General features: G+C 61.3%; 24 protein-coding genes. 14 read left to right on the top strand and 10 right to left on the bottom strand.

Annotation, left to right across the window (positions count from 1 at the left end):
- Positions 1-50: 50 nt before the first annotated feature.
- Positions 51-1,445, bottom strand: a complete 1,395-nt coding sequence (gene argH, locus BBI10_RS06135) for an argininosuccinate lyase (protein WP_065987494.1) — start codon at positions 1,443-1,445, stop codon at positions 51-53.
- A 146-nt stretch (positions 1,446-1,591) separates the two neighbouring features.
- On the opposite strand from argH, the gene BBI10_RS06130 reads away from it, so the two are divergent.
- The 8 genes from BBI10_RS06130 (at position 1,592) to BBI10_RS06095 (ending at position 9,145) form a co-directional block, all read left to right on the top strand.
- The gene (locus BBI10_RS06130; RefSeq protein WP_065987493.1) at positions 1,592-2,674 is read left to right on the top strand and encodes a sensor histidine kinase; all 1,083 of its coding nucleotides are present in this window, start codon (positions 1,592-1,594) and stop codon (positions 2,672-2,674) included.
- Positions 2,671-3,417 carry a LytR/AlgR family response regulator transcription factor gene (locus BBI10_RS06125; protein ID WP_065987492.1) on the top strand — a complete coding sequence of 249 codons (747 nt, stop codon included), beginning with the start codon at positions 2,671-2,673 and terminating at the stop codon, positions 3,415-3,417. Before BBI10_RS06130 ends, BBI10_RS06125 begins: the two co-directional genes overlap by 4 nt.
- A 160-nt stretch (positions 3,418-3,577) precedes the next feature.
- Positions 3,578-4,519 carry a hydroxymethylbilane synthase gene (hemC, locus tag BBI10_RS06120; RefSeq protein WP_065987491.1) on the top strand — a complete coding sequence of 314 codons (942 nt, stop codon included), beginning with the start codon at positions 3,578-3,580 and terminating at the stop codon, positions 4,517-4,519.
- Complete coding sequence (locus BBI10_RS06115) at positions 4,516-5,289, top strand: uroporphyrinogen-III synthase (RefSeq protein ID WP_065987490.1); 774 nt, start codon at positions 4,516-4,518, stop codon at positions 5,287-5,289. The genes hemC and BBI10_RS06115 overlap by 4 nt, the downstream gene beginning before the upstream one ends.
- Positions 5,290-5,338: 49 nt before the next feature.
- Positions 5,339-6,481, top strand: coding sequence for a uroporphyrinogen-III C-methyltransferase (locus tag BBI10_RS06110; RefSeq protein ID WP_065987489.1), 1,143 nt, complete (start codon positions 5,339-5,341; stop codon positions 6,479-6,481).
- Positions 6,478-7,725, top strand: a complete 1,248-nt coding sequence (locus tag BBI10_RS06105) for a heme biosynthesis protein HemY (protein ID WP_065987488.1) — start codon at positions 6,478-6,480, stop codon at positions 7,723-7,725. Before BBI10_RS06110 ends, BBI10_RS06105 begins: the two co-directional genes overlap by 4 nt.
- A 251-nt stretch (positions 7,726-7,976) precedes the next feature.
- Complete coding sequence (locus BBI10_RS06100; RefSeq protein WP_065987487.1) at positions 7,977-8,504, top strand: disulfide bond formation protein B; 528 nt, start codon at positions 7,977-7,979, stop codon at positions 8,502-8,504.
- A gap of 182 nt (positions 8,505-8,686) precedes the next feature.
- Positions 8,687-9,145, top strand: coding sequence for an Rsd/AlgQ family anti-sigma factor (locus BBI10_RS06095; RefSeq protein ID WP_065987486.1), 459 nt, complete (start codon positions 8,687-8,689; stop codon positions 9,143-9,145).
- 80 nt (positions 9,146-9,225) lie between these two features.
- On the opposite strand, the gene BBI10_RS06090 is transcribed toward BBI10_RS06095, so the two are convergent.
- The gene (locus tag BBI10_RS06090; RefSeq protein ID WP_065987485.1) at positions 9,226-9,903 is read right to left on the bottom strand and encodes an FKBP-type peptidyl-prolyl cis-trans isomerase; all 678 of its coding nucleotides are present in this window, start codon (positions 9,901-9,903) and stop codon (positions 9,226-9,228) included.
- Positions 9,904-10,082: 179 nt separating this feature from the next.
- Between BBI10_RS06090 and BBI10_RS06085 the strand changes: the two genes are divergently transcribed.
- Positions 10,083-11,063, top strand: a complete 981-nt coding sequence (locus BBI10_RS06085; RefSeq protein WP_065987484.1) for an AlgP family protein — start codon at positions 10,083-10,085, stop codon at positions 11,061-11,063.
- Here the strand turns inward: BBI10_RS06085 and BBI10_RS06080 are convergent.
- Positions 11,060-11,527 (bottom strand): TIGR02444 family protein, encoded by a 468-nt coding sequence (locus BBI10_RS06080; RefSeq protein WP_065987483.1) that lies wholly within the window; start codon positions 11,525-11,527, stop codon positions 11,060-11,062. The genes BBI10_RS06085 and BBI10_RS06080 overlap by 4 nt on opposite strands.
- Positions 11,528-11,573: 46 nt before the next feature.
- Here BBI10_RS06080 and BBI10_RS06075 point away from each other — a divergent pair, with 46 nt between their 5' ends.
- From BBI10_RS06075 to BBI10_RS06060, 4 genes are all read left to right on the top strand, one after another.
- Positions 11,574-13,484, top strand: coding sequence for an ATP-binding cassette domain-containing protein (locus BBI10_RS06075; RefSeq protein ID WP_065987519.1), 1,911 nt, complete (start codon positions 11,574-11,576; stop codon positions 13,482-13,484).
- A 139-nt stretch (positions 13,485-13,623) separates the two neighbouring features.
- A complete protein-coding gene (locus tag BBI10_RS06070) occupies positions 13,624-14,250 on the top strand; it encodes a LysE family transporter (protein ID WP_065987482.1) in 627 nt (208 codons plus the stop codon).
- Between the two features lie 228 nt (positions 14,251-14,478).
- Positions 14,479-16,371 (top strand): cytochrome c/FTR1 family iron permease, encoded by a 1,893-nt coding sequence (locus tag BBI10_RS06065; protein ID WP_065987481.1) that lies wholly within the window; start codon positions 14,479-14,481, stop codon positions 16,369-16,371.
- A 27-nt stretch (positions 16,372-16,398) separates the two neighbouring features.
- The gene (locus BBI10_RS06060; RefSeq protein ID WP_065987480.1) at positions 16,399-16,881 is read left to right on the top strand and encodes a YaiI/YqxD family protein; all 483 of its coding nucleotides are present in this window, start codon (positions 16,399-16,401) and stop codon (positions 16,879-16,881) included.
- A 42-nt stretch (positions 16,882-16,923) separates the two neighbouring features.
- Here BBI10_RS06060 and elbB read toward each other — a convergent pair whose 3' ends face one another.
- Together elbB and BBI10_RS06050 are read right to left on the bottom strand one after the other, a co-directional pair.
- Positions 16,924-17,604 (bottom strand): isoprenoid biosynthesis glyoxalase ElbB, encoded by a 681-nt coding sequence (gene elbB / locus BBI10_RS06055; protein WP_065987479.1) that lies wholly within the window; start codon positions 17,602-17,604, stop codon positions 16,924-16,926.
- A gap of 135 nt (positions 17,605-17,739) precedes the next feature.
- Positions 17,740-18,369 (bottom strand): DedA family protein, encoded by a 630-nt coding sequence (locus BBI10_RS06050; RefSeq protein WP_244160318.1) that lies wholly within the window; start codon positions 18,367-18,369, stop codon positions 17,740-17,742.
- Positions 18,370-18,887: 518 nt separating this feature from the next.
- On the opposite strand from BBI10_RS06050, the gene ppk1 reads away from it, so the two are divergent.
- The gene (ppk1, locus tag BBI10_RS06045) at positions 18,888-21,110 is read left to right on the top strand and encodes a polyphosphate kinase 1 (protein ID WP_065987478.1); all 2,223 of its coding nucleotides are present in this window, start codon (positions 18,888-18,890) and stop codon (positions 21,108-21,110) included.
- Here the strand turns inward: ppk1 and ppx are convergent.
- From ppx to BBI10_RS06020, 5 genes are all read right to left on the bottom strand, one after another.
- Entirely contained in the window at positions 21,097-22,599 is a 1,503-nt protein-coding gene (gene ppx / locus BBI10_RS06040) for an exopolyphosphatase (protein WP_065987477.1), read from the bottom strand. The two genes, ppk1 and ppx, sit on opposite strands and share 14 nt — an antisense overlap.
- 348 nt (positions 22,600-22,947) lie before the next feature.
- Positions 22,948-23,682 carry an amino acid ABC transporter ATP-binding protein gene (locus tag BBI10_RS06035; RefSeq protein ID WP_065987476.1) on the bottom strand — a complete coding sequence of 245 codons (735 nt, stop codon included), beginning with the start codon at positions 23,680-23,682 and terminating at the stop codon, positions 22,948-22,950.
- Entirely contained in the window at positions 23,669-24,319 is a 651-nt protein-coding gene (locus tag BBI10_RS06030) for an amino acid ABC transporter permease (protein WP_065987517.1), read from the bottom strand. Before BBI10_RS06030 ends, BBI10_RS06035 begins: the two co-directional genes overlap by 14 nt.
- A complete protein-coding gene (locus tag BBI10_RS06025) occupies positions 24,316-24,981 on the bottom strand; it encodes an amino acid ABC transporter permease (RefSeq protein ID WP_065987475.1) in 666 nt (221 codons plus the stop codon). Before BBI10_RS06025 ends, BBI10_RS06030 begins: the two co-directional genes overlap by 4 nt.
- 22 nt (positions 24,982-25,003) lie before the next feature.
- The gene (locus BBI10_RS06020; RefSeq protein ID WP_065987474.1) at positions 25,004-25,789 is read right to left on the bottom strand and encodes a transporter substrate-binding domain-containing protein; all 786 of its coding nucleotides are present in this window, start codon (positions 25,787-25,789) and stop codon (positions 25,004-25,006) included.
- Between the last annotated feature and the right edge of the window lie 227 nt (positions 25,790-26,016).

Below are 26,016 nucleotides of genomic sequence, written 5' to 3'. Positions count from 1 at the left end.
TCCTGCCAATTGAATGGCATCGCCGGCACCGGGCGACGCCGTTTATGGGTTTAGCGGGTGGCGAGCAAATGCCGGCCGCGCGCAACCGCGGCCTTGACCTGCTCCGGCGCCGTGCCGCCGATGTGGTTGCGGGCATTGACCGAACCTTCGAGCGTCAGCACTGCGAAGACATCCTGTTCGATCTGGTCGCTGAACTGACGCAGCTCGTCCAGGGTCATCTCGGCCAGATCCTTGCCGGTCTCAACGCCATGCTTTACCGCGTGACCCACGATCTCGTGGCAATCACGGAACGGCAGGCCACGGCGGACCAGATAGTCGGCCAAGTCGGTTGCCGTGGAGAAGCCACGCAGCGCGGCCTCGCGCATCATGGCGTGCTTCGGCTTGATCGCCGGGATCATGTCGGCGAAGGCACGCAGCGAGTCGCGCAAGGTGTCGGCAGCGTCGAACAGCGGCTCCTTGTCTTCCTGATTGTCCTTGTTGTAGGCCAGCGGCTGGCCCTTCATCAAGGTCAGCAGGCCCATCAGAGCGCCGAATACGCGGCCGCTTTTGCCACGGACCAGCTCGGGCACATCCGGGTTTTTCTTTTGCGGCATGATCGAGCTGCCGGTGCAGAAGCGATCAGGCAGGTCGATGAACTGGAATTGCGCGCTGGTCCACAGCACCAGCTCTTCGGAGAAGCGCGACAGGTGCATCATCGCGATACTCGCGGCGGAGCAGAATTCGATGGCGAAGTCGCGATCGGAGACGCTGTCCAGCGAGTTGCCGCTGACGGCTTCGAAACCCAGCAGCTGGCAGGTCAGCTCGCGGTCGATCGGGTACGTGGTGCCGGCCAGCGCGGCGCTGCCCAGGGGCATGCGGTTGGTGCGTTTGCGGCAATCCACCAGACGCTCGAAATCACGGCTGAGCATTTCGAACCACGCCAGCATGTGGTGACCGAAGGTCACCGGTTGCGCGGTCTGCAGGTGAGTGAAGCCCGGCATGATGGTCTCGGCTTCGCGCTCGGCCAGCCCCAGCAGGCCTTCTTGCAAGCGGGTGATCTCAGCCAGAATCAGGTCGATTTCATCGCGCAACCACAGGCGGATGTCAGTGGCCACCTGATCGTTGCGGCTGCGCCCGGTGTGCAGTTTTTTACCGGTGACACCGATGCGGTCGGTCAGGCGCGCTTCGATATTCATGTGCACGTCTTCGAGGTCCACGCGCCAGTCGAATGTGCCGGCTTCGATCTCGCCCTGAATGCTCTTCAGCCCGTCGATGATGGTGTCGCGCTCGGCGTCGGTGAGCACACCGACCTTGGCCAGCATCGTGGCGTGGGCAACCGAGCCCATGATGTCGTGGCGATAAAGGCGCTGATCGAAGGTGACGGAGGCGGTGAAGCGTGCGACGAAGGCGTCGACGGGTTCACTGAAGCGGCCGCCCCAGGACTGGTTGGTCTTGTCGGTGCTCATGATTCGCTCGCTGCTGTACTGGTGGCTGAAACTGATGAAAAACCGGCGCCGGCCGATTCTAAAGACGCGGGCGATGATAACAGCATTGCCGTTTATTTATCCCCGGCGGCTTGCCCGCAACGGTATGAGCGAAGAGACTGGCGGCCATGCAGAACGAGCGCAAACAACCGGGGCAGAGCAGTGCGCCCGGCAAAGAGTTTTTCCTCCCGGAACTGTGTCTGCCCCAGGCGTTGCTGATGCTGGTCGTGCTGGCGGAGTTGCTGGTCTTCGTGCTTGTGCTCATCGAACCCATGCAGCCGGATTTCGACTGGGTACGGCTGGCGCTGATTTCTCTTTTCGTGCAGTGGATCGTGCTGTTGTCCGCCGCGCTGCTGTGTGGCTTGCGGCCCTGGCTGGCGCGCCTGCGTGCCGGTGTGGCCGGCTGCATCGGTTGTCTGCTGGTGGTGGCCGTGACGCTGATGTGCACCGCCGTGACTGACTACTACCAGGTGAATCCGCCCACCTCGTTCGATGGCGTCGTCGAACGGTACCTGCGCTACGCCTTGATCGCCTTGATCATGTCCGCGCTGATGCTGCGGTACTTTTACCTGCAGAGTCAGTGGCGCAAACAGCAGCAGGCCGAGCTTCAGGCCAGGATCGAGTCCTTGCAGGCGCGTATCCGTCCGCACTTTCTGTTTAATACGCTCAACAGCATTGCCAGCCTGGTCACCAGCGATCCGGTCAAAGCGGAGCAAGCGGTGCTTGATCTGTCCGACCTGTTTCGGGCCAGTCTGGGCAAGCCCGGCAGCCTCACGACATGGCGCGAAGAGCTTGAATTGGCGAAACGCTATTTATCGATTGAGCAATATCGACTTGGCGAGCGTCTACAGTTGGACTGGGCCGTTAGTGCAATTCCCGACGACTTGCCAATTCCCCAGCTAACCTTGCAGCCATTATTGGAAAACGCGTTGATTTACGGCATCGCGCCCCGTGTTGAAGGCGGCGTGGTCAGAGTTGAGGCGGACTACGAACGGGGAGTATTTATATTGCGCGTCAGTAATCCTTACGATGAGGTCGTCTTACGACAAAATCCAGGCGGCACTCAGCAGGCCCTGGCAAACATCGGCGCTCGACTCACGGCACTTTTCGGCCCCCTCGCCAGTCTGAGCGTGGAGCGCCGAGACGGTCGTCACTTCACCTGTCTACGCTATCCTTGTGCGAGACTCACGCAGGAAGCCAGAGCTATATGAATGTCCTGATCGTTGATGACGAACCCCTAGCCCGAGACCGCCTGAGCCGTATGGTAAGTGAGCTCGAGGGTTACAAGGTTCTGGAACCCAGCGCCACAAATGGCGAAGAAGCATTGCAGCTGATTGAAAATTTGAAACCCGACGTGGTGTTGCTGGATATCCGCATGCCTGGCCTGGATGGACTTCAGGTGGCGGCAAAATTGTGCGAGCGCGACACCCCGCCTGCCGTCGTGTTCTGCACGGCCCACGATGAATTTGCGCTGGAGGCCTTCCAGGTTAGCGCCGTGGGGTATCTGGTCAAACCGGTTCGCCCCGAGCACTTGCTGGAGGCGCTGCGCAAAGCCGAGCGGCCAAACCGTGTGCAACTGGCAGCGATGACGCGGCCTGCTGCGGAAAGCGGCACTGGTCCGCGGAGCCACATCAGTGCACGTACCCGAAAGGGCATTGAGCTGATCCCGTTGTCCGAGGTGATCTATTTCATCGCTGATCACAAGTACGTGACCCTGCGCCACGAGGGCGGCGAAGTGCTGCTGGATGAACCGCTTAAAGCCCTGGAAGATGAATTCGGCGACCGTTTCGTACGCATCCACCGCAACGCGCTGGTTGCCCGGGAACGCATCGAACGCCTGCAGCGCACGCCGCTGGGCCATTTCCAGTTGTTCCTGAAAGGGCTCAATGGCGATGCGTTGATCGTCAGCCGCCGGCACGTTGCCGGTGTGCGCAAGATGATGCAACAGTTGTAAGCGTGTGCCGCGAGGAGCATGCCGGGATGCGGGCGACACGCCGTCGCATGGCGTCCGCAGGTTGATTGAGATCATGATGCGCGCAGATTGAATACAGTCAGTCGGCCCGATCTGGCCGAGCTGTTATTATTCGCCGCATTCACTCAGTACGGACCGGTTCATGTCTTCTCGCGAAATCCGCATCGCCACCCGCAAAAGCGCTCTGGCCCTCTGGCAAGCCGAGTACGTCAAGGCGCGTCTGGAGCAGGCGCATCCCGGCCTGATCGTGACACTGGTGCCGATGGTCAGCCGCGGCGACAAGCTACTGGATTCGCCGCTGTCGAAGATCGGCGGCAAGGGTCTGTTCGTCAAGGAACTGGAAACAGCCCTGATGGAGCACAGAGCCGACATCGCCGTTCACTCGATGAAAGACGTCCCGATGGACTTCCCCCAAGGGCTCGGGCTGTTCTGTATCTGCGAACGCGAAGACCCGCGCGACGCCTTCGTTTCCAATACCTATGCCAGTCTCGATGAGTTGCCCGCCGGCGCCGTTGTCGGGACGTCGAGCCTGCGTCGGCAGGCTCAGTTGCTGGCGCGTCGGCCTGACTTGCAAATCCGGTTTCTGCGCGGCAACGTCAATACACGCCTCGCCAAGCTGGATGCAGGTGAGTACGACGCGATCATCCTTGCCGCTGCTGGCCTGATCCGCCTGGGTTTCGAAGAGCGCATTACGGCCCCAATCAGCATCGACCACAGCTTGCCAGCTGGCGGGCAGGGCGCGGTGGGCATTGAATGCCGCAGCGTCGATATCGAAGTGCATGCCTTGCTTGCCCCGTTGCACCATGATGATACCGCCGTGCGGGTCACCGCCGAGCGCGCGCTCAACAAGCACCTCAACGGTGGTTGCCAGGTGCCGATCGCCTGTTATGCCGTGCTGGAAGGCGAGCAACTGTGGTTGCGCGGTCTGGTAGGCGATCCCTCCGGCACAGTGCTGCTCCACGCCGAAGCGCGCGCGCCACAAGTCGATGCCCAGACGCTGGGCGTACAAGTCGCCGAAGCGCTGCTGGACCAAGGCGCGGCGAAGATTCTCAAAGCTGTGTATGGCGAGGCAGACGACGAGTGAAGGCCTGGCGTTTGCTGCTCACGCGTCCTGCTGAAGAGTCGCAGGCCCTCGCGCAGACGCTGGCTGAGGTCGGCGTGTACGGCGCCAGCCTGCCGTTGCTCGAGATCGAGCCTCTGCCAGTTTCAGAAGCCAACCGTTCAATCATCTACGACCTGGCTGCGTATTGCGCCGTTATCGTCGTCAGCAAGCCGGCCGCGCGCCTTGGGCTGGCGATGCTTGACGAAGTCTGGCCGCAGCCGCCGATGCAGAAGTGGTTCACCGTCGGCGCTGCAACCGCGCAAATCCTCGATGACTATGGTCTGCACGTGTTCTTCCCCGAGCACGGCGACGACAGCGAAGCGCTACTCGACCTGCCGCAGTTTCAACAAGCTGTCTCGGGCTACGACCCCAAAGTGCTGATCATGCGCGGCGAAGAAGGGCGCGAGCTGTTGGCCGAGCGGTTGCGGGAGCGTGGTGTGATGGTTGATTACCTGCCGCTGTATCGTCGCCACCTGCCGCAATACCCGGCTTTCGTGCTGCCCGACACGGTTAGAGCGGAACGCTTGAATGGGCTGGTGGTCAGCAGTGGACAGGGTTTCGAGCATCTGCGTGAGCTGGCGGGCGATGCCTGGCCTACGCTTGCGCAGATGCCTTTGTTTGTACCGAGCCCCCGGGTCGCTGAAATGGCGCGTGCTGCCGGGGCTCTTGACGTAGTGGACTGCCGTGGCGCCAGCGCCCCGGCCTTGCTGGCAGCATTGCGCGGATACACCGCGCCTGCCTCACAGGCGTAATGGTCGATCAGTCGGATTACGCGACGCCCAAAATGCAAAGGATGGACACGTGAGCGAAACAGTCTTGCCAAAAGATGACGTTGAACCGGTACTGGCCAAACCTGAGCCGCTGCCGGATCCAGCGTACAAAGAACCGTCGAATCGCCGAAGCAGCAACGGGCTCGCCATACTGGCGCTGTTGCTGGGCGCAGCGGGTGTTGCCGTTGGCGGCTGGAGCGTTTGGCAACTGCGCGCCATGCAGGCCGGTCACCAGGAGCAGTTGGGGCAGTTGCAGGACATCGGCTCTCAGACTCAAGCCCTCAAGCAGAGCGAACAGCAAATCGCCGTACGCCTGGCACAACTGCCACCGGCTGAAGAGCTGGAAGCTCGCCGTCGCCTCGTCACGCAGTTGCAGGGTGATCAGCAGCGCCTGAGCCAGCGTGTAGAAACTGTACTCGGTGCCAGCCGCAAGGACTGGCGTCTCGCCGAGGCGGAGCATTTGCTGCGCCTGGCGAGCCTGAGGCTCTCTGCGCTGCAAGACGTCAACAGTGCTGCAGCGCTGGTGCAGGGCGCTGACGAGATCCTGCGCGAGCAGGATGATCCCGGCGCATTCGCCGCCCGCGAGCAATTGGCCAAAAGCCTCACTGCGCTGCGCAGTGTCGATCAGCCGGATCGCACGGGTTTGTTCCTGCAACTAGCGGCAGTGCGTGAGCAAGTCGCGCAGCTAAATGAGCTGGCGCCGGAATACAAGGACAAGGGCGACTCGCTGTTCGGTCTGACCGATGGCAGCGAGGACAGCTACTGGGCCAAGTGGTGGGACAAGATCTCCCAGTTCGTGCGCATCGATTTTCATGCGGACAAAAATATCCGGCCGTTGCTGGCAGGTCAGAGCCTGACCCAAGTCCGTCTGGCGTTGAGCCTGGCGATCGAGCAGGCGCAATGGGCGGCGCTCAACGGTCAGGGCCCGGTCTACGAAAAAGCCATGGCCGAGGCGCGCAGCGTCCTGGACGACAATTTCAATCGCGACAACCAGCAGAGCAAAGCCCTCGGCCAGCGTCTGGATGAGTTGGGCAAACAGCCGGTTTCAGTCGCCACCCCTGATCTGACACAAAGTCTGGCTGCGGTTCAGGCCTACCTCGAGCAGCGCCATACGCCTGTTGGCGGTGCGCTGGAGAAACGCACTGATGAGGCGCAGCCTGGGAAGCAGCCATGAAGCGCGCTTACGTCATCCTCTTCGTGTTGGTTGTGGCGGCGGCGCTGATAGGCGTCGCGATCTCCCGCCATGCGGGCTACGTGCTTATTTCCTACGACACTTTCCGCTACGAGTCGAGCATCTGGGCAGCGCTGGCGTTGCTCGTCGCCGTCCTGTTCATTTTGTGGCTGGTGCGAGTCGTCATTACGTTGCTGACGACCTCCGGCGGGGTGGTCAATCCCTGGTCGCGTCGCAACCGCAGCCGTCGCGTTCAGAACGCGATCGAGCAAGGCCAGATGGACCTCGCCGAAGGGCGCTGGGCCAGCGCGCAACGCAACTTGCATCGTGCCGCCGAGGCGGAGCGTCAGCCACTGCTGTATTACCTCGGCGCCGCTCGGGCAGCGAACGAGCAGGGTCGTTACGAGGAAAGCGACAATTTGCTTGAGCGCGCGCTTGAGCGTCAGCCGCCTGCCGAGCTCGCCATTGCCTTGAGCCACGCGCAACTGCAGGTGGACCGCGGTGATCTCGACGGAGCGTTGGTGACCCTGCAGGCCATGCAAGAACGCCATCCGCATAACCCGCAGGTATTGCGCCAGTTGCAGCGTCTGTACCGCGAACGCGGTGAGTGGGCAGAGTTGATTCGGCTGATGCCGGAGCTGCGAAAAGACAAGGTGCTTCCGGCGCAAGAACTGGCTGAACTGGAGCGACGCGCCTGGGGTGAAAATCTCTCGCTGGCGGCCCATCGTGAATCCGACGGTGATAACGTCGCCACGGGTCTGCCGTCGCTGGAAAACGCCTGGCAGCAACTGACTTCGGCTCAGCGCCAAGAGCCCGCGCTGGTATTGGCGTACGCCGAACAACTGCGTCGTCTGGGCGCCGATGTGCAGGCTGAGGAAGTCTTGCGCACGGCCATGAAACGCGACTACAACACCCACCTCGCTCGGTTGTATGGACTGGTGCGTGGCGCCGATCCTGGCAAGCAACTGCAGACCGCTGAAGGCTGGCTGAAAAGCCATACTGATGATCCAGGCTTGCTGTTGACCCTGGGCCGTCTGTGCCTTCAAAGCAGTTTGTGGGGTAAAGCCCGCGACTATCTCGAGTCGAGTCTGAGGTTGCAGCGAAACCCTGAAGCCTGTGCCGAACTGGCCCGTCTGCTTGCGCAACTGGGTGAGACCGATCGCAGCAATCAGCTGTTTCAGGAAGGCCTGGGTCTGCTGGACGAGCGTTTGCTCGCACGTCCTTTGCCAGCACTGACACGCGTTTAGACTGAAGTCAGACGTTAACGTGAAGAGGCCCGCTAGCGGGCCTCTTCTGCGTCTGATTCGCAGATTTGTGTAGGACGTTTCTGTGCTTGGTGTGGCTTGTTGGGAGGATCTCCGGGCTACCGGTATAACGTCTTAAACACGGCGTCGGGATTTACCTACATCAACAAAGAAATATCCTCCGTTGGGTGCCTTGAAAGCGACTCGCGCTTTCCTCTACCGTAGCCGCCTTCGTCTTTTGTTACGGATTTTCCATGCAGCTGGCTCGTACGCGCTCCCTGTTCTCTCTGGCGTTTCTGGCCTGCGCATCGATTGTAGGAGCGACGGTTTATCTCGGCCCTGTCGTTGATGCGGCGCCGTGCCCGATGTGTCTGCTTCAGCGTGTGCTCATGGCGATATCGGCGGGTGTGTGCCTGCTCGCCGCGCTGCACGCGCCGGGCAAATCTGGCTGGCGTGTCTACGCCGGCTTTCTTTTACTGTCTTCCGCTTTGGGGGCGAGCGTCGCGGCACGTCAGGTCTGGTTGCAGGCTTCGCCACCCGAGAACATGGCCGCATGCATTGAAAACCTTCACTACCTGACGGAAACACAGCCCTACCTGAAGGTCATGGCGATGGTGCTGGCGGGAAGTGCAGGGTGCTCCGAGATCAACTGGTCGCTGTTCGGCATCAGCTTGCCTGAATGGAGCCTGCTGGCATTCTCTGGCTTGTGCCTGTTCGCGATGTACTACCTTTTTATCGAGTTCCGCCGATTCAGATCAATGGATCTGGGAACTCCTGATTAAACACTTGTATGAACTTTGTGTCCTGCGTACCTTGCTGGGCTAGTCATGCGGGCATAATCTGGGCCGCACGCATCATCGGATCAATGTTGCTGTCGACACTTTTGCGGGCCGGTTCCGACAATCCCGGAACGTACCCCAAAAGCGCCTGAAGCAGCATGCCCCTGAAGGGAAGAGAGAACATCATGCTGGAAAGTTGTCAGAACGCTCAGGAACGCTGGGGTGGGGTTCACAAGCTGATTGACCGCTGGTTGCTGGAGCGCAACGAGCTGATCACGGCTTATTACGCCTTGAGTGCAGAGCCGGGAGCGTTTTCGGAAAAACGCGCGCCCCTGCAAGAGTTTTGCGGCACCCTGGTCGATTACGTGTCGGCCGGTCATTTCGAAATCTACGAGCAGCTGACCAACGAAGCCAAGGCGTTCAATAATCAGCGAGGCCTCGACCTGGCTGACACGATTTATCCTCGGCTCGACGTCATCACCGAGAAGCTGCTGGCGTTCAACGATCTCTGTGACGAAGGCAAATGCGTCGCCGAGAAACTCAAGGAGTTGGGCAGCTTGCTGCACGAGCGCTTTGAACTGGAAGACTGCCTGATCGAAGTGCTGCACAACGCGCACAAGGAACAGGTTGGGGAAGAGGTCTGAGAGGGCCGCTGATGTAAAAAAGGGTGCCATGGGCGCCCTTTTTTTATGGTCTTTCGCGGCGAGCTCGGCCACTGCCGGTGTTACTGCGACACCCCCAGCAGCTCTATTTCGAACACCAGCGGCGTGTAAGGATCGATCAGATCGCCAGCGCCTTCTGCGCCATACGCTTGGGCCGAAGGGATGACCAGGCGCCATTTGGCACCCACTGGCATGTCGGCGAGGGCGGTGGTCCAGCCGGCGATGACGCTGTCCAGACGAAACCATTGTGGCTGCTGGCTCTGATCGAAGATCGTGCCGTCAGGCAGACGGCCCACGTACTTCACTTGCACCCGGCCATTGATGTCGGGTTTGGGGCCATTGCCCGGCGTCAGCTCGGTCATCAGGATGCCGTCCGCGAGCTGGCGAACCCCCGGCTTGGCCTTCTCGGCGTCCATGAACTTGCGCTCGTCCTTCAATGCCGCTTCAGTCTGCGGTTCGGTCTGGCCGGAGTTTTCAGCCTGTGCGAGGGCGGCATCGTGGTCGCTGAGAATCTGCTCCATGCGTTCCTGCTTGATCGCCAACGGCTTGCCCTGATACGCCGACTGCAGGCCTTCAAGCAGCGCGGGCAACTGCAGATCGGGTGCTTCCTGGCGCAGGCGCTCACCCAGGCTGGCGCCGAGGCTGTAGGAAAGATCGTGGGTGTTGTCGGACGCCGGAGCATCGGTCGCGTGAGCAAGGGGTACCAAGAGGAACAACGACATAAACAGGTAGCGCGACATGAATGCTCTCCGGCCTGGGAAGTGAGCGATTATGCCAGCGCTGAGGCCCGAGCGTGACGGGTATTGCCGGGTTTTTGGGCGTCCTGCAACAGAGCGGGGATTGTAGTGTCAAGATGCCCTAGCGGCGGTGCGGGCGGAGGTCTAGTATGGCCGCACTCAAATCAGCCAGGAGGTAAGTCATGTCGGCCACCAAGAAGCCAGTAAACACTCCGTTGCATTTGCTTCAACAGCTGTCGGGCAGCCTGCTCGAACATCTCGAAACCGCCTGCTCTCAAGCATTGGCTGACGCTGAAAAACTGCTCGCCAAACTCGAGAAGCAACGTGGCAAGGCGCAGGAAAAACTGCACAAGTCGCGCACCAAACTGCAGGACGCTGCCGCCGCCGGTAAAGCCAAGGCCCAAGGCAAGGCCAAAGACAGCGTAGCCGAGCTCGAGTCGTTGCTCGACGCTTTGAAAGATCGTCAGACTGAAACCCGCAGCTACATCCTCAACCTCAAGCGTGATGCTCAGGAAAGCTTGAAGCTGGCCCAAGGCATTGGCCGCGTGAAGGAAGCCGTTGGCAAAGCGCTGAACGATCGCGCTGCAAAAGACCCGGCTCGACCTGATGCCAAGCCTGTCGCGCCAAAACCGCCTGCGAAAATGCCTCCAAAACCAGCAAAACCTGCACCCAAAGCCGCCCCGGCAAAGCCTGCTGCTAAAACCGCCGTCAAAGCCGTCGCCGAAAAAACCGTTGCCAAGGTGACTGCGAAAACTGTCGCCGCCAAGCCTGCTGCGACCAAGGCACCAGCTGCCAAACCAGCTGCCAGCGCTGCGAGCAAGCCAGCCGCTAAAACCGCTGTGGCCGCCAAGACCACCGCTGCCAAGCCGGCTGCCGTGAAAGCCGCTGCCAAACCTGCTCCGGCTAAAGCGTCTGCTGCGAAACCAGCCGCCAGTGCCGCCGCCAAGCCTGCCGCCAGCAAAGCAGCTGCCAAACCGGCCGGCACAGCATCATCCAAGCCTGCGGGCGCCAAGCCAGTCGCTGCGAAGACTGCTGCAAAACCGTCCGCCAAGCCTGCTGTCTCTGCAACGGCCAAACCAGCGGCCGCAGCGCCTGCTGCTCCAGCAGTGTCCCCTGCACCAGGCGCTCCAGCCGCTGATTCGACCTCGAACAGCGCGTCCTAAGCGATATCGGTCCCGGCGCGAAGCAGAATCTGCAACGCGTCGGGACTGGCTTGAGCAGCACCTCCCGCCAGCGCTTCCAGCCACACACCCGTAGGTTGAGCATCTCGCTCAGGCCAGTCTTTGGTCAGCCGTTGCAGCCGCACCAGTAGCTCACGCTCGGCGTCAAGCTCAAGGGTTTTAAGTCTGTCGCGTAACGCCGTCAGCTCTTCGTCTTCTTTCGCGTCGGCCTTCCAGCGGGTCCGAACATCCCTCAATGGCCCCACCACCTTCTCGTGCCACGGGTCGGCCAATTGTCCGATTTGTCCTGCCCGCTCCGGGTGGAACTGCACACCACGCCGGTCCATCCAGACGCCGCACAGCAGCGCGCAGACATTGGCGCCATCGGCTTGCAGCTTCAGGCACGCCTGCTCGACGCCTGGGCGAGCATAGAAATCGAGGGTGAAACTCCATAGGTCCGAGAGCATCGTCATCTACCTGTTTTGGGCGAAGCTGGTAGACTCCGCCGCCATTATGATCAGACTTCAAAGCCTTACCTTACAGCGTGGTCCGCAACGTCTGCTAGAAGACGCCGAGCTGACCCTGCACGCCGGCCAGAAAGCCGGTCTGATCGGCGCCAACGGCGCCGGTAAATCCAGCCTGTTCGCGCTGCTTCGGGGTGAACTGACCCCCGACAGTGGCGATTGCCTGCTGCCTGCCGATTGGCGCATCGCCCACATGCGTCAGGAGGTCGACACCCTCGATCGTCTGGCGGTGGACTACGTCCTCGACGGCGATCTGCGACTGCGTCAGGTTCAGCATGACCTCGCGGCTGCCGAGGCCGCTCAGGACGGCGCCGCGCAAGCACGTCTGCATTCGGAGCTCGACAGCGCCGATGGCTACACGGCCGATGCGCGGGCGCGCAAGCTGCTCGCAGGTCTGGGCTTTACCAACGAGCAAATGGAGCGCCAGGTCAGCGATTTCTCCGGTGGCTGGCGGATGCGTCTCAACCTGGCGCAGGCGTTGATGTGTCCTTCGGACCTGCTGCTGCTCGATGAGCCGACCAACCACTTGGATCTCGATGCCATTCTCTGGCTTGAAGACTGGCTCAAAAGCTACCAGGGCACCCTGCTGCTGATCTCCCACGACCGCGATTTTCTGGATGCGGTGGTCGATCACGTTGCCCACGTCGAGCAGAAAAAGATCACGCTCTATCGCGGCGGTTACAGCGCTTTCGAACGCGCCCGTGCCGAGCGCCTGGCCCAGCAACAGCAGGCCTACGACAAGCAACAGGCCCAGCGCGCGCACATGGAGAAATTCATCACGCGCTTCAAGGCCCAGGCCACCAAGGCCAAACAGGCCCAGAGCCGGATCAAAGCCCTTGAGCGAATGGAAGAGCTGTCGGCGGCCCACGTCGATTCTCCGTTCGACTTCACCTTCCGCGAATCGACCAAGATCTCCAGCCCGCTGATGGATCTGTCTGACGCGCGACTGGGCTATGGCGACAAAGCCATCCTGCAAAAGGTGAAGCTGCAACTGACGCCGGGCGCACGCATCGGTTTGCTGGGCCCGAACGGTGCCGGTAAATCCACGCTGATCAAAAACCTTGCGGGCGAACTCGAGCCGTTGAGCGGGCGCATGGTGCGTGGCGAAAACACGGTGGTCGGCTACTTTGCCCAGCATCAGCTCGACTCCCTGGACGCCAAGGCCAGTCCGCTGCTGCACCTGCAGCGTATCGCGCCCACCGAGCGCGAACAGTCCTTGCGGGATTTCCTCGGCGGTTTCGACTTCCGCGGTGCGCGCCTCGACGAGCCGGTGCTGAATTTCTCCGGTGGCGAGAAAGCGCGGCTGGCCTTGGCCCTGATTGCCTGGGACAAACCCAACCTGCTGCTGCTCGACGAACCGACCAACCACCTGGATCTGGAAATGCGCCTGGCTTTGACCATGGCGCTTCAGGAGTTCAGTGGCGCGGTACTGGTGGTCTCCCACGATCGGCATTTGCTCAAGAGCACGACGGATAATTTCCTCCTCGTCGCCGATGGCCTTGTTCAGGAGTTCGATGGCGATCTGGACGACTACGCGCGGTGGCTGGTGGACTATCGCCTGCGCAATGCGCCGACCAGTAACACGCCGGTGAATGTCGACAAGACCGACAAGAAAGCGCAGCGACAGCAGGCCGCCGCATTGCGCCAGCAACTCGCGCCGCACAAGCGCGAGGCCGACAAGCTTGAAAAAGAGCTCGGCACGCTGCATGAGAAACTGGCGAAGATCGAAGTGGCCCTGGGCGACAGCGGCATTTACGAGGCGGCCAACAAAGACAAGCTTCGCGACCTGTTGGCCGATCAGGCCAAGCTCAAGTCACGTGAATCCGAGCTGGAAGAAGCGTGGATGGAAGCACTGGAATTGCTGGAGTCGATGCAGGCCGAGCTGGAAGCGTTGTCCTGATGGTGTGGCCTGCGTTAGTCGTATAACGCAGGCGACCGGAACAGCTGTCGGCCAAGTCGCCGCAACAGTCAGAAATAACTGGCCTTTGCAGGTCCGGAAACACTAGGTTAGGCGAAGATTTCGTTGCCTGAGGTGCGTGATGTCGCTCGAAACATGGTTGGCGTTTTTCGCCGCTTGCTGGGTTATCAGTCTGTCTCCGGGCGCGGGCGCCATCGCGTCGATGTCCAGCGGTCTGCAATACGGGTTCTGGCGCGGCTACTGGAATGCTCTGGGCCTGCAGATCGCGCTCGTCGTGCAGATCGCCGTGGTTGCTGCCGGGCTTGGCGCGGTGCTGGCCACTTCAGCCTTGGCGTTCACGCTGATCAAATGGTTTGGCGTCGCCTACCTGGTCTATCTGGGCATCAGGCAATGGCGTGCGTTGCCAAGCAATCTGGCGGATGAGTCGGCTGTGCGCCCGGTGGGCAAGCCCCTTGTGCTCATGGGCCGAGGCTTTCTTGTGAACATCAGCAACCCCAAGGCGCTGGTGTTTATTCTGGCGATCCTGCCGCAGTTCATCGACACGCATCTGCCGCTGCTGCCGCAATACCTGATCATTGCCGCGACCATGGTGTGCGTGGACCTGATCGTCATGGCGGGCTACACCGGCCTGGCTTCGAAAGTGCTCCGCGCCCTCAAAACCCCCAAACAGCAACGCCGGATGAACCGCACCTTTGCCGGGTTGTTCGTCAGCGCCGCGGCATTTCTCGCCACATTGCATCGGGCCTGATTTGGCAAAAGCCCGCCCCACTGGATGCACACGATGTATCGGTTGGACCGGCTTCAGCCGGGAAGAGGCCATTGGCAGCACCCTCAATTTTGCGGTGTGACACCTGACCTCTTCCCGGCTAAAAGCCAGTCCTGCGGTTGAGTCACTGCCATCAATGCAGCGCTTGAGTCCTCGGCGCCTAACATGAACAATGGCAACCCTTCGCATTCCTATTTGAGATCCACCCCCATGTTCCGCTCCCGCTTATTGCCCTGCCTGAGCCTCGTGCTGTTGAGCCTGTTCAGCGTCGGCGCCTGCGCAGCGCCTGCCGAGGACGCGGCTCAGGCTTTGCATTTGCTCGATTACGTCGGAGCGGACTACCCGGCGACGGTTGCGGACGGCAAGGTCGTGGATGACGCCGAATACCGCGAGCAGGTGGAGTTTCTCGCGGCGCTGCAGGGCACGATCGCCGGGTTGCCGGCAAGGCCGGAGCGCGCTGCGCTGGAGCAGGGTGTCTCAGCGCTGTTGAATGCGGTCAACCAGAAGCAGGACGGCGCTCAAGTGGCCCGTCAGGCACGTCAGCTCGGCGCGAAGCTCGCAGCGGCCTACGAAGTCAGCCAGGCGCCGGTGATTACCCCGGATCCTGCACGTGGCGCGCCCTTGTATGCACAGTATTGTTCGGTGTGCCACGGCGATGCGGGCGCCGGCGACGGTCCGGCCGGGATTGGTCTTTCGCCGCCACCCGCCAATCTACGGGACCCGGCGCGGCTCGACCGCCTGAGTCTTTACGACCTCTACAACACCCTCGGGCTGGGCATTGAAGGCACTGAAATGCCAGCGTTCGCGGACCAGCTGGATGATCGGCAGCGTTGGGACGTTGCCACTTACCTTGCAGGCTTCAGCGCGGATTCCTCTGCGAAGCAGGAAAAACCCTACAACCTCGCTGATCTCGCGCGGCAAACGCCCGCTGAGGTCAGTGCCGCCGAAGGGCCGCAGGCCGCTGCCAGCTTCCGTGCCCAGCGCGCGCAGCCGCCTCAGATTCAACGCGGCCCGGCTCAGCTCCTCGATTACACCAGCGCAACCCTCGACAAGAGTCTTGCCGCGTATCAGGCCGGTGATCGCGAGCAAGCGTATGACCTGTCGGTCGCGGCGTATCTGGAGGGTTTCGAGCTGGTCGAAAGCTCGCTCGACAACGTCGATGCCACCGTGCGCAAGGACACCGAAAAAGCACTCATGGCCTATCGGCAGTCGCTTCAGGACGGCTTGCCCGCAGCGCAAGCGGCGCAGAAACTCGCGGATGCCAAGGTCAAGCTCAAGGAGTCCGCCGATCTGCTCGGCAGCGATGGCCTGAGCACCTCATTGAGCTTCATCTCCGGTCTGCTGATCCTGCTGCGCGAAGGGCTGGAAGCGATTCTCGTGCTCGCCGCCATTCTCGCGTTCCTGCGCAACACCGGGCAGCAATCGGCGGTGCGCAGCGTCAACGTCGGCTGGGGGCTGGCGTTGCTGGCGGGTCTGGGTACGTGGGCGCTGGCAGCGTACGTCATTGACGTCAGTGGCTCGCAGCGCGAGCTGCTGGAGGGCGCGACGGCGCTGTTCGCCAGCGTCATGGTGCTGTGGCTGGGTGTGTGGATGCACGACCGACGTCATGCCGCCGCCTGGCAGGACTACATCAAGAGCAGCCTGGTCGGCGGCGGTGGGCGTTTTGGTTTTGCGGTGCTGGCGTTCTTCTCGGTCTATCGCGAGCTGTTCGAAGTCATTCTGTTCTACGAAACCCTGTGGCTGCAGGCAGGCCCCGCTGGCCACAATGCCGTATTGGCCGGGGGCGCCACGGCGCTGGTGTTGCTGGTCGGCTTGGCGTGGGTGATTCTGCGGGGTTCTGCGAAGCTGCCGCTGACGCTGTTCTTCGGTATCAATGCCGCGCTGCTGTGCGCGCTGTCGGTGGTATTCGCCGGCCATGGCGTCAAGGCGTTGCAGGAAGCCGGGATTTTCGGAACGCGTCCGGTGCCGTTCTTCGAGTTCGACTGGCTGGGCATTCACGCCGATGCCTATTCCCTTGGCGCACAAGCCATCGCGCTGTTGGCGATTGGGGTGCTGTATGGCCGCAGCCGGATAGCCGAGAAGCGCCGTGCGGCCGCTGCCTAAATTCACTTTCTGAAATCGGAGTCGCGTATGCGCGTCTGGATCGATGCTGACGCCTGCCCCAAGGCTGCCAAGGACCTCGTCGTCAAGTTTGCACTCAAGCGCAAGTTCGAGGTCGTGCTGGTGGCGGGGCAGAGCCAGATCAAACCGAGCCTGACCTTGGTGAAGCTGATCGTTTTGCCCAGTGGCCCGGATGCCGCCGATGATTATCTGGTCGAGCACGCCGTACCGGGCGAGCTGGTGATCTGCAGCGATGTGCCATTGGCGGATCGGCTGGTGAAGAAGGGCGTTGCGGCGCTCGACCCACGGGGCAGGGAGTTCGATGCGCAGAACATGGGCCAGCGCCTGGCGATGCGCAACCTCTTCACGGATCTGCGGGAGCAAGGCCAGGCCAGTGGCGGGCAGGGCGCTTACGGCGAGCGGGAGAAACAGGCGTTTGCCAACTGCCTCGACCGTATCCTGACGCGGCTGGCTCGCGAGTATCCCTCGCCGCCCACAGGCGATAGCCCGTAGGGCTGGCGCGCAGTCACTCCGCCTCCGGCCCCTTTTTAAACATCAGTCTGGAAGGCGGTCCTCGTTTTCCTGTACCAGCTCCAGCACCCGGTCCACCAGCTTGTTGATCCCGGATGCCGCGTCACCAATGGACTTGGCAACCATGTAAGCGGGTGTGCTCACCAGTTTGCGGTCCTTGTCTTCGACGATCTCCGTCACCTCACACTCCTGGTGGGTGCCGCCCATGCGGGTAATCGCTGCAGCAGTGTCGGCGTCGTTGCCAATCGTGCAGGTGACGCCCGGCCCGTAGATTTTGGCGGCCAGCGCCGGCGATACGCAGATGAGCCCGATGGGTTTGCCCGCGGCGGCGAACGCTTCGGCCATCGCCAGCACTTCAGCCTGGACTTTGCAGCCAGCGCCCTGGGTAGAGAAATCCGACAGGTTTTTCGCGGCACCGAAGCCGCCGGGGATGATCAAGGCATCAAATTCAGTGACGTCGGCTTCGCGGATGTCTTCGATGGCACCCCGGGCAATGCGGGCTGATTCAACCAGCACGTTGCGCGACTCGGGCATCTCTTCGCCGGTCAGATGATTGATGACGTGGTGCTGAGGGATATTGGGTGCAAAGCACTTCACTGCGGCGCCGCGCTGATCGAGGCGGAGCAACGTCAGCACGCTTTCGTGGATTTCCGCGCCGTCGTAAACGCCACAGCCAGAAAGAATAACGGCCACTTTTTTGGTCATTCGCGTGTTCCTCTCTCGGGCGCTCCGGCCCATAGCCGGTTACGCAGGTCAGCATTGCGCTGATTGTCGCAAGCCATGAGCCTAGGACAACGCCGTCAGCGAATGTCTCCAGCTCCGTAGGCATGCGCCGAGGATTTACTCGTCAGGGGTGTTCCGGGCGTCCACATGGACTTGGGCGTTGGCCGCGACGGCCAGCTTTTCTTCGCGAGCGATACGTGCGTTCTTGATGCGCCGGCGGATCCACAGCAGCACACCGATCACCAGCAATGCGCCCAACACCCACAGCTCGTACTTCTTGACGTTGCCCAGCAGGCCTTCGAGCACGGAGCCGAACTTGTACGCCGCTGCGCCCAACGCGGCTGCCCATACCGCTGCGCCGATGCCGTTGAGCAACAGGTAGCGCCCCGGTGGATAGCCGGACAGCCCGATAGCGACCGGCATGACCGTACGCAAGCCATACACAAAGCGGAAGCTCAGCACCCAGATGTCGGGGTGGCGCCGGATATGCTCCAGCGCGCGATCGCCCATTAACTGCCAGCGAGGCTTGCGCGCCAGTAGCTTGCGGCCATGCTTGCGTCCCATGAAATACCAGAGCTGGTCGCCTGCGTAGCTGCCGAAGAAGGCAACCACCACGACCAGATTGATATCCATGTATCCGCGGAACGCAAGAAAGCCGGCAAGCACCAGAATGGTCTCGCCTTCAAAAAAGGTCCCGAGGAAAAGGGCGAAGTAGCCAAATTCTTGTAAAAAATGCTGGAGCATCATTTGGGTGCTGGCGAAATGAACGCGCAGCCTAACGCGCCCAAGGCATTCAGGAAAGTATGCAAATGTGTCACCGCGTTAAAGTTTCCTACGTTCGGAAGCGATTGTTCGCGCGAAGAGCGGGTTTGAGTCGTACACGTTACGTCGCAATTACGCCTGTCACGTGAGTGTCATAATCGCCGCTTATAAATGTCACGCTTGCCGGCCTGGATGGGCGCGGATCCCTTCCTTGCACGTTGCCCTCTCCCTGGCGCCACGCGAATGTTTGCAGTTCAGGGCTTGCACCGTACGGAGAAATCCGTAGCGTGGAGAGTCAAACCGCTCACAGCATTGAGCCTGACGCTGGTCGCCACGCCCCGCGATATCGACTCAGGCTGCAACTATCGTCAGAACCGCTGCCCCCTGGGCGTGACCGTTGTTCCACGCTGTACGTCACCACTGTTGTGGCGCAAGCGGCATTCCGACATCGGCCGTATGCGCGGCCCAACTGTTACAAGGCCATTTGCCTTACAGGATTATTCATGAGCACCGAAGGATCTACCGAAGCCGCAGTCGGGCTTGACCCTCAGCCCGTCAATCAGGAAGTCACTCCGGTGGTCGAGCCGACCATTGAAGTGGTCCCCGCGCTGGAACCGCCTCATCCGGCCCCGCATGCCATCGCGGTGCCCAATCTGGATGACAGCAGTCTTTATATCCATCGCGAGCTGTCGCAGCTGCAGTTCAACATTCGCGTGTTGGAACAGGCGCTGGACGAGTCCTATCCGTTGCTTGAGCGGCTTAAGTTCCTGCTGATCTTCTCCAGCAACCTCGACGAATTCTTCGAAATCCGCGTCGCCGGGCTCAAGAAGCAAATCACCTTCGCTCGCGAACAGGCCGGCGCTGACGGCCTGCAGCCTCATCAGGCGCTGGCCCGTATCAGCGAACTGGTGCACGGCCACGTGGATCGCCAGTACGCCATTCTCAACGACATCCTGTTGCCGGAGCTGGAAAAGCATCAGGTGCGCTTCATCCGCCGTCGCAACTGGAACGCCAAGATCAAAGCCTGGGTGCGCCGTTATTTCCGTGACGAGATCGCGCCGATCATCACGCCGATCGGTCTGGACCCGACGCACCCATTCCCGCTGCTGGTGAACAAGTCGCTGAACTTCATCGTCGAGCTGGAAGGCATCGACGCCTTCGGCCGCGACTCGGGTCTGGCGATCATCCCGGCACCGCGCCTGTTGCCGCGTATCATCAAGGTGCCGGAAGACGTGGGTGGCCCGGGGGACAACTATGTCTTCCTGTCGTCGATGATCCACGCCCACGCCGATGACCTGTTCCAGGGCATGAAGGTCAAGGGCTGCTACCAGTTCCGTCTGACCCGTAACGCCGACCTGGCCCTCGATTCAGAGGACGTGGAAGACCTTGCCCGCGCGCTGCGTGGCGAGCTGTTCTCCCGTCGTTACGGCGATGCCGTGCGTCTGGAAGTGGCAGATACCTGCCCGAAACTGCTCTCGGACTACCTGCTCAAGCAGTTCAACCTGAGCGAGACCGAGCTGTATCAGGTCAATGGCCCGGTGAACCTGACGCGGCTGTTCAGCATCACCGGCCTGGACAGTCACCCCGAGCTGCAGTACATGCCGTTCACCCCGGCGATTCCGAAGCTGCTGCAGAACAGCGAAAACATTTTCAACGTGATCAGCAAGCAGGACATCCTGCTGTTGCACCCGTTCGAGTCCTTCACGCCGGTCGTCGATCTGCTGCGCCAGGCGGCGAAAGACCCTCACGTGCTGGCCGTGCGGCAGACGCTTTACCGCAGTGGCGCCAACTCGGAAATCGTCGATGCACTGGTCGATGCCGCGCGCAACGGCAAGGAAGTCACGGCCGTCATCGAGCTGCGTGCGCGTTTTGATGAAGAGTCGAACCTTCAACTGGCGAGCCGCCTGCAAGCGGCCGGTGCCGTAGTGATCTACGGCGTGGTCGGTTACAAGACCCACGCCAAGATGATGCTCATCCTGCGCCGTGAAGCCGGCGAGATCGTCCGTTACGCGCATTTGGGTACGGGCAACTACCACGCTGGTAACGCGCGTCTGTATACCGATTACAGCCTGCTCACCTCGGACGATGCCTTGTGTGAAGACGTCGGCAAGCTGTTCAGCCAATTGATCGGGATGGGTAAGACGCTGCGCATGAAGAAACTGCTGCACGCGCCGTTCACCCTGAAGAAAGGCATGCTGGACATGATTGCCCGGGAGACGCAGTTCGCGTCCGAGGGCAAGCCTGCGCACATCATCGCCAAGTTCAACTCGCTGACCGACCCGAAGATCATTCGCGCGCTGTACAAGGCGAGTCAGACCGGGGTCAAGATCGACCTCGTCGTGCGCGGCATGTGCTGCCTGCGTCCTGGCGTGCCGGGGGTGTCCCACAACATTCAGGTGCGCTCGATCATCGGTCGCTTCCTTGAGCACACGCGGGTGTTCTACTTCCTCAACGGCGGCGACGAGCAGATGTTCCTGTCGAGTGCCGACTGGATGGAGCGCAACCTCGACAAGCGCGTCGAGACCTGCTTCCCGGTGGAAGGCAAGAAGCTGATCTTGCGCGTGAAGAAAGAGCTGGAAGGGTACCTGACCGACAACACCCATAGCTGGCTGCTGCAGCCGGACGGGCGCTACATTCGCAGCACCCCGACCGGCAACCAGAACGCCCGCAATGTGCAGGCGAGTCTGTTGGAAAAACTCAGCAACCCGGTCCTCAGCGTACGTTGAGGATGATGCCGACTCGGGTCAGCCATTCCGCTTCGAGCGCGAAGTCGGCCTGAGTCAGCTGGTTGTTTTCCAGCCAGCCATCCGGGAACACGATGTCCAGATGGTTATCGTTGGCGGTCAGCACGGGTTGCGGCATTTCCTGAGTACCGCGAATGTGGTGAAACAGGATCGCAAAACGCAGCAGCGCGCACAGACGAATCAGCTTCACGCCTTCGTTGCCGAACTCGGCAAACTTGTCCTTGGGGATATTGCGACGATGACCGCGCACCAGCAGCGCGAGCATTTGCTGGTCTTCGCGTGAGAAACCGGCGAGGTCCGAGTGCTCGATCAGGTATGCGCCATGCTTGTGGTAGTGGTAGTGGGCGATGTCCAGACCCACTTCATGCACCTTGGCGGCCCAGCTCAGTAACTCGCGATACGCATTGTCCTCAAGCTCCCACGCCTTCGCCACTTGCTCCAGTGCCGACAGGGCCTTGCGCTCGACACGGGCGGCTTGTTCGAGATCGACGTGGTAGCGCTCCATCAGCGAGCTGAGGGTGCGTTCGCGCACGTCTTCGTGGTGATGACGGCCAAGCAGGTCGTAAAGCACGCCTTCACGCAGCGCGCCTTCGCAGTGATCCATGCGTTTGAGGTCGAGGGCGTCGAAAATCGCTTCGAGAATCGCCAGCCCTGCGGGGAAGATCGCACGACGGTCAGGCTTGAGGCCTTCGAAATCGATTTTGTCCACTTCGCCCAGCTTCATCAGCTTGCGCTTGAGCCAGGCCAGGCCTTCGGCGTTGACCTCGCCATTGCCGTGGCCGCCGGCCTTCAGAGCCAGGCCGATGGCGCGGATGGTGCCGGAAGAACCGATGGCCTCATCCCACGTCAGGCGATGCAGCGCGTGCTCGATGCTCATGATTTCCAGCCGCGCTGCAGTGTAAGCCTGGGCGTAGCGCGCCGGGGTGATCTTGCCGTCCTTGAAATAACGCTGAGTGAAGCTGACGCAGCCCATCTGCAGGCTTTCGCGCAACAGTGGCTCGAAGCGCTGGCCGATGATGAACTCGGTGCTGCCGCCGCCGATGTCGGCGACCAGGCGTTTGCCGGGCGTGTCGGCCAGGGTATGGGACACGCCCAGGTAGATCAGGCGCGCTTCTTCACGGCCGGAGATCACCTCGACCGGATGGCCGAGGATTTCTTCGGCGCGGTGAATGAATTCGTTGCGATTGCGGGCTTCGCGCAGGGCGTTGGTGCCGACGATGCGCACGGCGCCGGGCGGCATACCGTTGATCAGTTGGGAGAAGCGCTTGAGGCAGTCGAGCCCTCGCTGCATGGATTCTTCGCTGAGGCGGCGGTCGTCATCGATCCCCGCGGCCAGCTGCACTTTCTCACCGAGCCGCTCAAGGATGCGAATTTCGCCCTGATTGGCTTTGGCGACAACCATATGGAAGCTGTTGGAGCCCAGGTCGATCGCGGCGATCAGCGAGAGGTTTTTGGCTGTGGATAGCGGCATGGTCAAAAGGTCTCGGTCGATAACCCCGCCATCGTGCCACGATCCATCACCGTCGCCAAACCGGCAACGTATTTGCGCCGTATTAGTAGGACCGGCTTCAGCCGGGAAGAGGCCAGTGTGTGCGCCGTCAATGTTGCGGTGTGACACCTGACGTCTTCCCGGCTAAAGCCGGTCCTACAGTTTGAGCCGAAGCCAGCCCCCACAGGATGCACGCGGTGTCTTAGTAGGACCGGCTTCAGCCGGGAAGGGGCCAGTGTGTGCGACATCAGTTTCGCGACATGGCACCTGACGCCTTCCCGGCTAAAGGCGGTCCTACAGTTTGAGCCATGGCCGATTCTGCACTCGGGCTCAAGCCTGCTCAACTGACCCAATGAAATTCGCCAGCTCGGGCGTTTTCGGGTTGGCCATCAGTATTTTAGGATCGCCTACCTCATGCACCTTGCCCTGGTGCATGAACACCAGCTTGTCGCCCACCTCGCGGGCGAAGCGCATTTCGTGGGTCACCATGATCAGCGTCATGCCGTCTTTGGCCAGCTCGCGAACGACTGCGAGTACTTCGTTGACCAGCTCCGGGTCGAGCGCCGAGGTGATTTCGTCGCACAGCAGCACTTTGGGCGACATCGCCAGCGCACGCGCGATCGCCACGCGCTGCTGCTGACCACCGGACAGCCGGTCAGGGAAGGCGTCGAATTTCTCGCCCAGGCCCACCCGGTCGAGCATCTCCTTCGCCAGCTTTTTCGCTTCGGCTTTGGAAACCTTCTTCACCACCTGCGGCGCGAGCATTACGTTCTCGCCCACCGTCAGGTGCGGAAACAGGTTGAACTGCTGGAAGACCATGCCGACTTTCTGTCTCAGGCTGCGCAGGTCAGCCCGCGCGGCATCGAGGTATTCGCCGTCGACCTCGATCACCCCGTCATTGATCGACTCAAGGCCGTTCAGGGTGCGCAGCAGCGTGCTTTTGCCCGAACCGCTGCGCCCGATGATCGCCACGACCTGACCTTCCTCGACGCTGAGGTCGATGCCCTTGAGCACATGGTGGTCGCCGTAATACTTGTGCAGGGCGGAAATTCTAAGCAGAGGCATGAAGTCTCCTTTCCAGGTAGCGCGCGCTGAGCGACAACGGATAGCAAAGCATGAAGTAGCCCAGGGCAACGAAGCCGTAGACCATGAAAGGCTGGAACGTGGCGTTGGCGAGCATGCCGCCGGTTTTGGTCAGCTCGGTGAAGCCGATGATCGACGTGACTGCCGTGCCTTTGACCACCTGCACGGAGAACCCCACCGTTGGCGCCACCGCGATGCGCAACGCCTGAGGCAGAATCACGTAACGCAGTTGCTCGAACGGGGTCAGCGCCAGACTTGCGGAAGCTTCCCACTGGCCGTTGGAAATCGACTCCACGCAGCCACGCCAGATTTCGGCCAGGTACGCACTGGTGAACAACGTCAACGCCAGCGCCGCCGCGAACCAGGGCGAAATGTCGATGCCCATCAGCGCCACGCCGAAGAACACCAGGAACAGCTGCATCAATAATGGCGTGCCTTGAAACAGCTCGATGTAGCAGCGCGCGAGCCTGCGTGGCATTGCCTTCTCGGAAATGCGCAGGGTCATCACCAGCAAACCGATCACGCCGCCGCCGATGAACGCCACCAGCGACAGCGCCAGTGTCCACTGCAGGCCGGTCAGCAAGTTGCGCACGACGTCCCAAAGGGTGAAATCCATCAGCGGCTCCTCGCGATATAGCGTCTGCCGATCCACGCCAGCAACTGACGCACCAGCAGCGCCATGCACAGGTAGATCAGCGTGGTAATGATGTACGTCTCAAACGAGCGGAAGTTGCGCGACTGAATGAAGTTCGCGGCGAAACTCAGCTCCTCGGTGGCGATCTGCGAACAGACCGCAGAACCGAGCATGACGATGATGATCTGGCTGCTCAGCGCCGGCCACACCTTGCCCAGCGCCGGGACCAGCACGACATGGCGAAACGTCTCAAAGCGAGTCATCGCCAGCGCGGCCGACGCCTCGATCTGGCCGCGCGGAATCGCCTGCACGCCCGCACGGATGATCTCCGTCGAGTAGGCGCCAAGGTTGATGACCATCGCCAGCACGGCGGCCTGCCACTCCGATATCTGCAGGCCCAGTGACGGCAGCCCGAAGAAGATGAAAAACAACTGCACCAGAAACGGCGTGTTGCGGATCAGTTCTACATAGACACCGAAAATGGCCGAGAACGGCTGGATTTTCCACGCCCTGACAATCGCCCCGACAATGCCGACGCTGACACCGAGCAGCGTGCCGATGGCGGTCAGCTCCAGCGTGAACAGTGCGCCGCGCAGGAGCAGGTCAGTGTTTTGCAGGACCGGGATAAAGTCGAACTGATAAGCCATTTAGCGCCTCGGCAGTCGATGATCAGAGGTCGGCAGGCAATGGCTGCTTGAGCCAGGTCTGCGCGTTCTTTTCCAGCGTGCCGTCTTTCTTCGCCGCTTCGAGAATCTCGTTCACTTTGGCGAGCAACTCGGGCTGACCTTTGTTCACACCCACGTAGACCGGCGAGTCCTTGAGCTTCACTTTCAGCTCCGGGATGCGCTTGGGGTTCTTCTCGCTGATGGCGACCATCACCACGTTGCCACTGGCGATCAGGTCGGTCTGCTTGGCCAGGTAAGCCGCGATGGTCGAGTTGTTGTCTTCGAAGCGTTTGATCGTGGCTTCCTTCGGCGCAACGGCGGTCAGCTCGATGTCCTCGATGGCGCCACGGGTCACGCTGATGGTTTTGCCTTTCAGGTCGTCCACGGTTTTGATCGCGTCTTCAGGCGGGCCGAACACGGCGAGGTAGAAGGGAGCGTAAGCGCGGGAGAAGTCGATGACCTTTTCGCGGTCCGGGTTTTTGCCGAGGCTGGAGATAACCAGGTCAACCTTGCCGGTGGTCAGGTACGGCACGCGGTTGGTGCTGTTGACCGGCGTCAGCTCAAGCTTGACCTTCAACTGATTGGCGATGAGCTGTGCGGTGTCGATGTCCAGGCCGCGCGGCTTCATGTCGGGGCCGACCGAACCGAAGGGCGGGAAGTCTTGCGGAACCGCGACTTTCAACGTGCCGCGAGCGGTTACATCATCCAGACCATTAGCGTGGGCGGGGGCCTGGCCGAGCATGAGGCTGGCAAACAGGGCGGCGAGCAGGGCGCTGTAACGCTGGGTCATGTGGTGTCTCCGAATCGATCAATATGCAGGCGAAGCCCGGGTCATGGCCAAGCACCAGTGCACAGCCCATGCCAGCCGGTGGTTTGCAACCATGGAATGCGGGCCGCAGGCTTGATCCGGTCTAACTGGTCTGAACAGTGAGTGAGGGAGCCGCCCCGCTTTGGCGCGCGCGAAAGGCCCGGCGCCCCTCGCTTGGGCGTCACTTGCCGGATGCCTCCGATGGGGAT

It is taken from the genome of Pseudomonas graminis (genome assembly GCF_001705435.1).
Taxonomy (GTDB): Bacteria; Pseudomonadota; Gammaproteobacteria; order Pseudomonadales; family Pseudomonadaceae; genus Aquipseudomonas; species Aquipseudomonas graminis_B.
The sequence above is the reverse complement of the archived record's forward strand: the minus strand, read 5'-3'. Positions and strand labels throughout refer to the sequence as shown.

Excerpts from the sequence above, each read along its gene's own strand:
- argH (WP_065987494.1), bottom strand. The coding sequence starts at position 1,445 with ATGAGCACCGACAAGACCAACCAGTCCTGGGGCGGCCGCTTCAGTGAA.
- BBI10_RS06130 (WP_065987493.1), top strand. The coding sequence starts at position 1,592 with ATGCAGAACGAGCGCAAACAACCGGGGCAGAGCAGTGCGCCCGGCAAA.
- BBI10_RS06125 (WP_065987492.1), top strand. The coding sequence starts at position 2,671 with ATGAATGTCCTGATCGTTGATGACGAACCCCTAGCCCGAGACCGCCTG.
- hemC (WP_065987491.1), top strand. The coding sequence starts at position 3,578 with ATGTCTTCTCGCGAAATCCGCATCGCCACCCGCAAAAGCGCTCTGGCC.
- BBI10_RS06105 (WP_065987488.1), top strand. The coding sequence starts at position 6,478 with ATGAAGCGCGCTTACGTCATCCTCTTCGTGTTGGTTGTGGCGGCGGCG.
- BBI10_RS06100 (WP_065987487.1), top strand. The coding sequence starts at position 7,977 with ATGCAGCTGGCTCGTACGCGCTCCCTGTTCTCTCTGGCGTTTCTGGCC.
- BBI10_RS06095 (WP_065987486.1), top strand. The coding sequence starts at position 8,687 with ATGCTGGAAAGTTGTCAGAACGCTCAGGAACGCTGGGGTGGGGTTCAC.
- BBI10_RS06090 (WP_065987485.1), bottom strand. The coding sequence starts at position 9,903 with ATGTCGCGCTACCTGTTTATGTCGTTGTTCCTCTTGGTACCCCTTGCT.
- BBI10_RS06085 (WP_065987484.1), top strand. The coding sequence starts at position 10,083 with ATGTCGGCCACCAAGAAGCCAGTAAACACTCCGTTGCATTTGCTTCAA.
- BBI10_RS06080 (WP_065987483.1), bottom strand. The coding sequence starts at position 11,527 with ATGCTCTCGGACCTATGGAGTTTCACCCTCGATTTCTATGCTCGCCCA.
- BBI10_RS06075 (WP_065987519.1), top strand. The coding sequence starts at position 11,574 with ATGATCAGACTTCAAAGCCTTACCTTACAGCGTGGTCCGCAACGTCTG.
- BBI10_RS06070 (WP_065987482.1), top strand. The coding sequence starts at position 13,624 with ATGTCGCTCGAAACATGGTTGGCGTTTTTCGCCGCTTGCTGGGTTATC.
- BBI10_RS06065 (WP_065987481.1), top strand. The coding sequence starts at position 14,479 with ATGTTCCGCTCCCGCTTATTGCCCTGCCTGAGCCTCGTGCTGTTGAGC.
- BBI10_RS06060 (WP_065987480.1), top strand. The coding sequence starts at position 16,399 with ATGCGCGTCTGGATCGATGCTGACGCCTGCCCCAAGGCTGCCAAGGAC.
- elbB (WP_065987479.1), bottom strand. The coding sequence starts at position 17,604 with ATGACCAAAAAAGTGGCCGTTATTCTTTCTGGCTGTGGCGTTTACGAC.
- BBI10_RS06050 (WP_244160318.1), bottom strand. The coding sequence starts at position 18,369 with ATGATGCTCCAGCATTTTTTACAAGAATTTGGCTACTTCGCCCTTTTC.
- ppk1 (WP_065987478.1), top strand. The coding sequence starts at position 18,888 with ATGAGCACCGAAGGATCTACCGAAGCCGCAGTCGGGCTTGACCCTCAG.
- ppx (WP_065987477.1), bottom strand. The coding sequence starts at position 22,599 with ATGCCGCTATCCACAGCCAAAAACCTCTCGCTGATCGCCGCGATCGAC.
- BBI10_RS06035 (WP_065987476.1), bottom strand. The coding sequence starts at position 23,682 with ATGCCTCTGCTTAGAATTTCCGCCCTGCACAAGTATTACGGCGACCAC.
- BBI10_RS06025 (WP_065987475.1), bottom strand. The coding sequence starts at position 24,981 with ATGGCTTATCAGTTCGACTTTATCCCGGTCCTGCAAAACACTGACCTG.
- BBI10_RS06020 (WP_065987474.1), bottom strand. The coding sequence starts at position 25,789 with ATGACCCAGCGTTACAGCGCCCTGCTCGCCGCCCTGTTTGCCAGCCTC.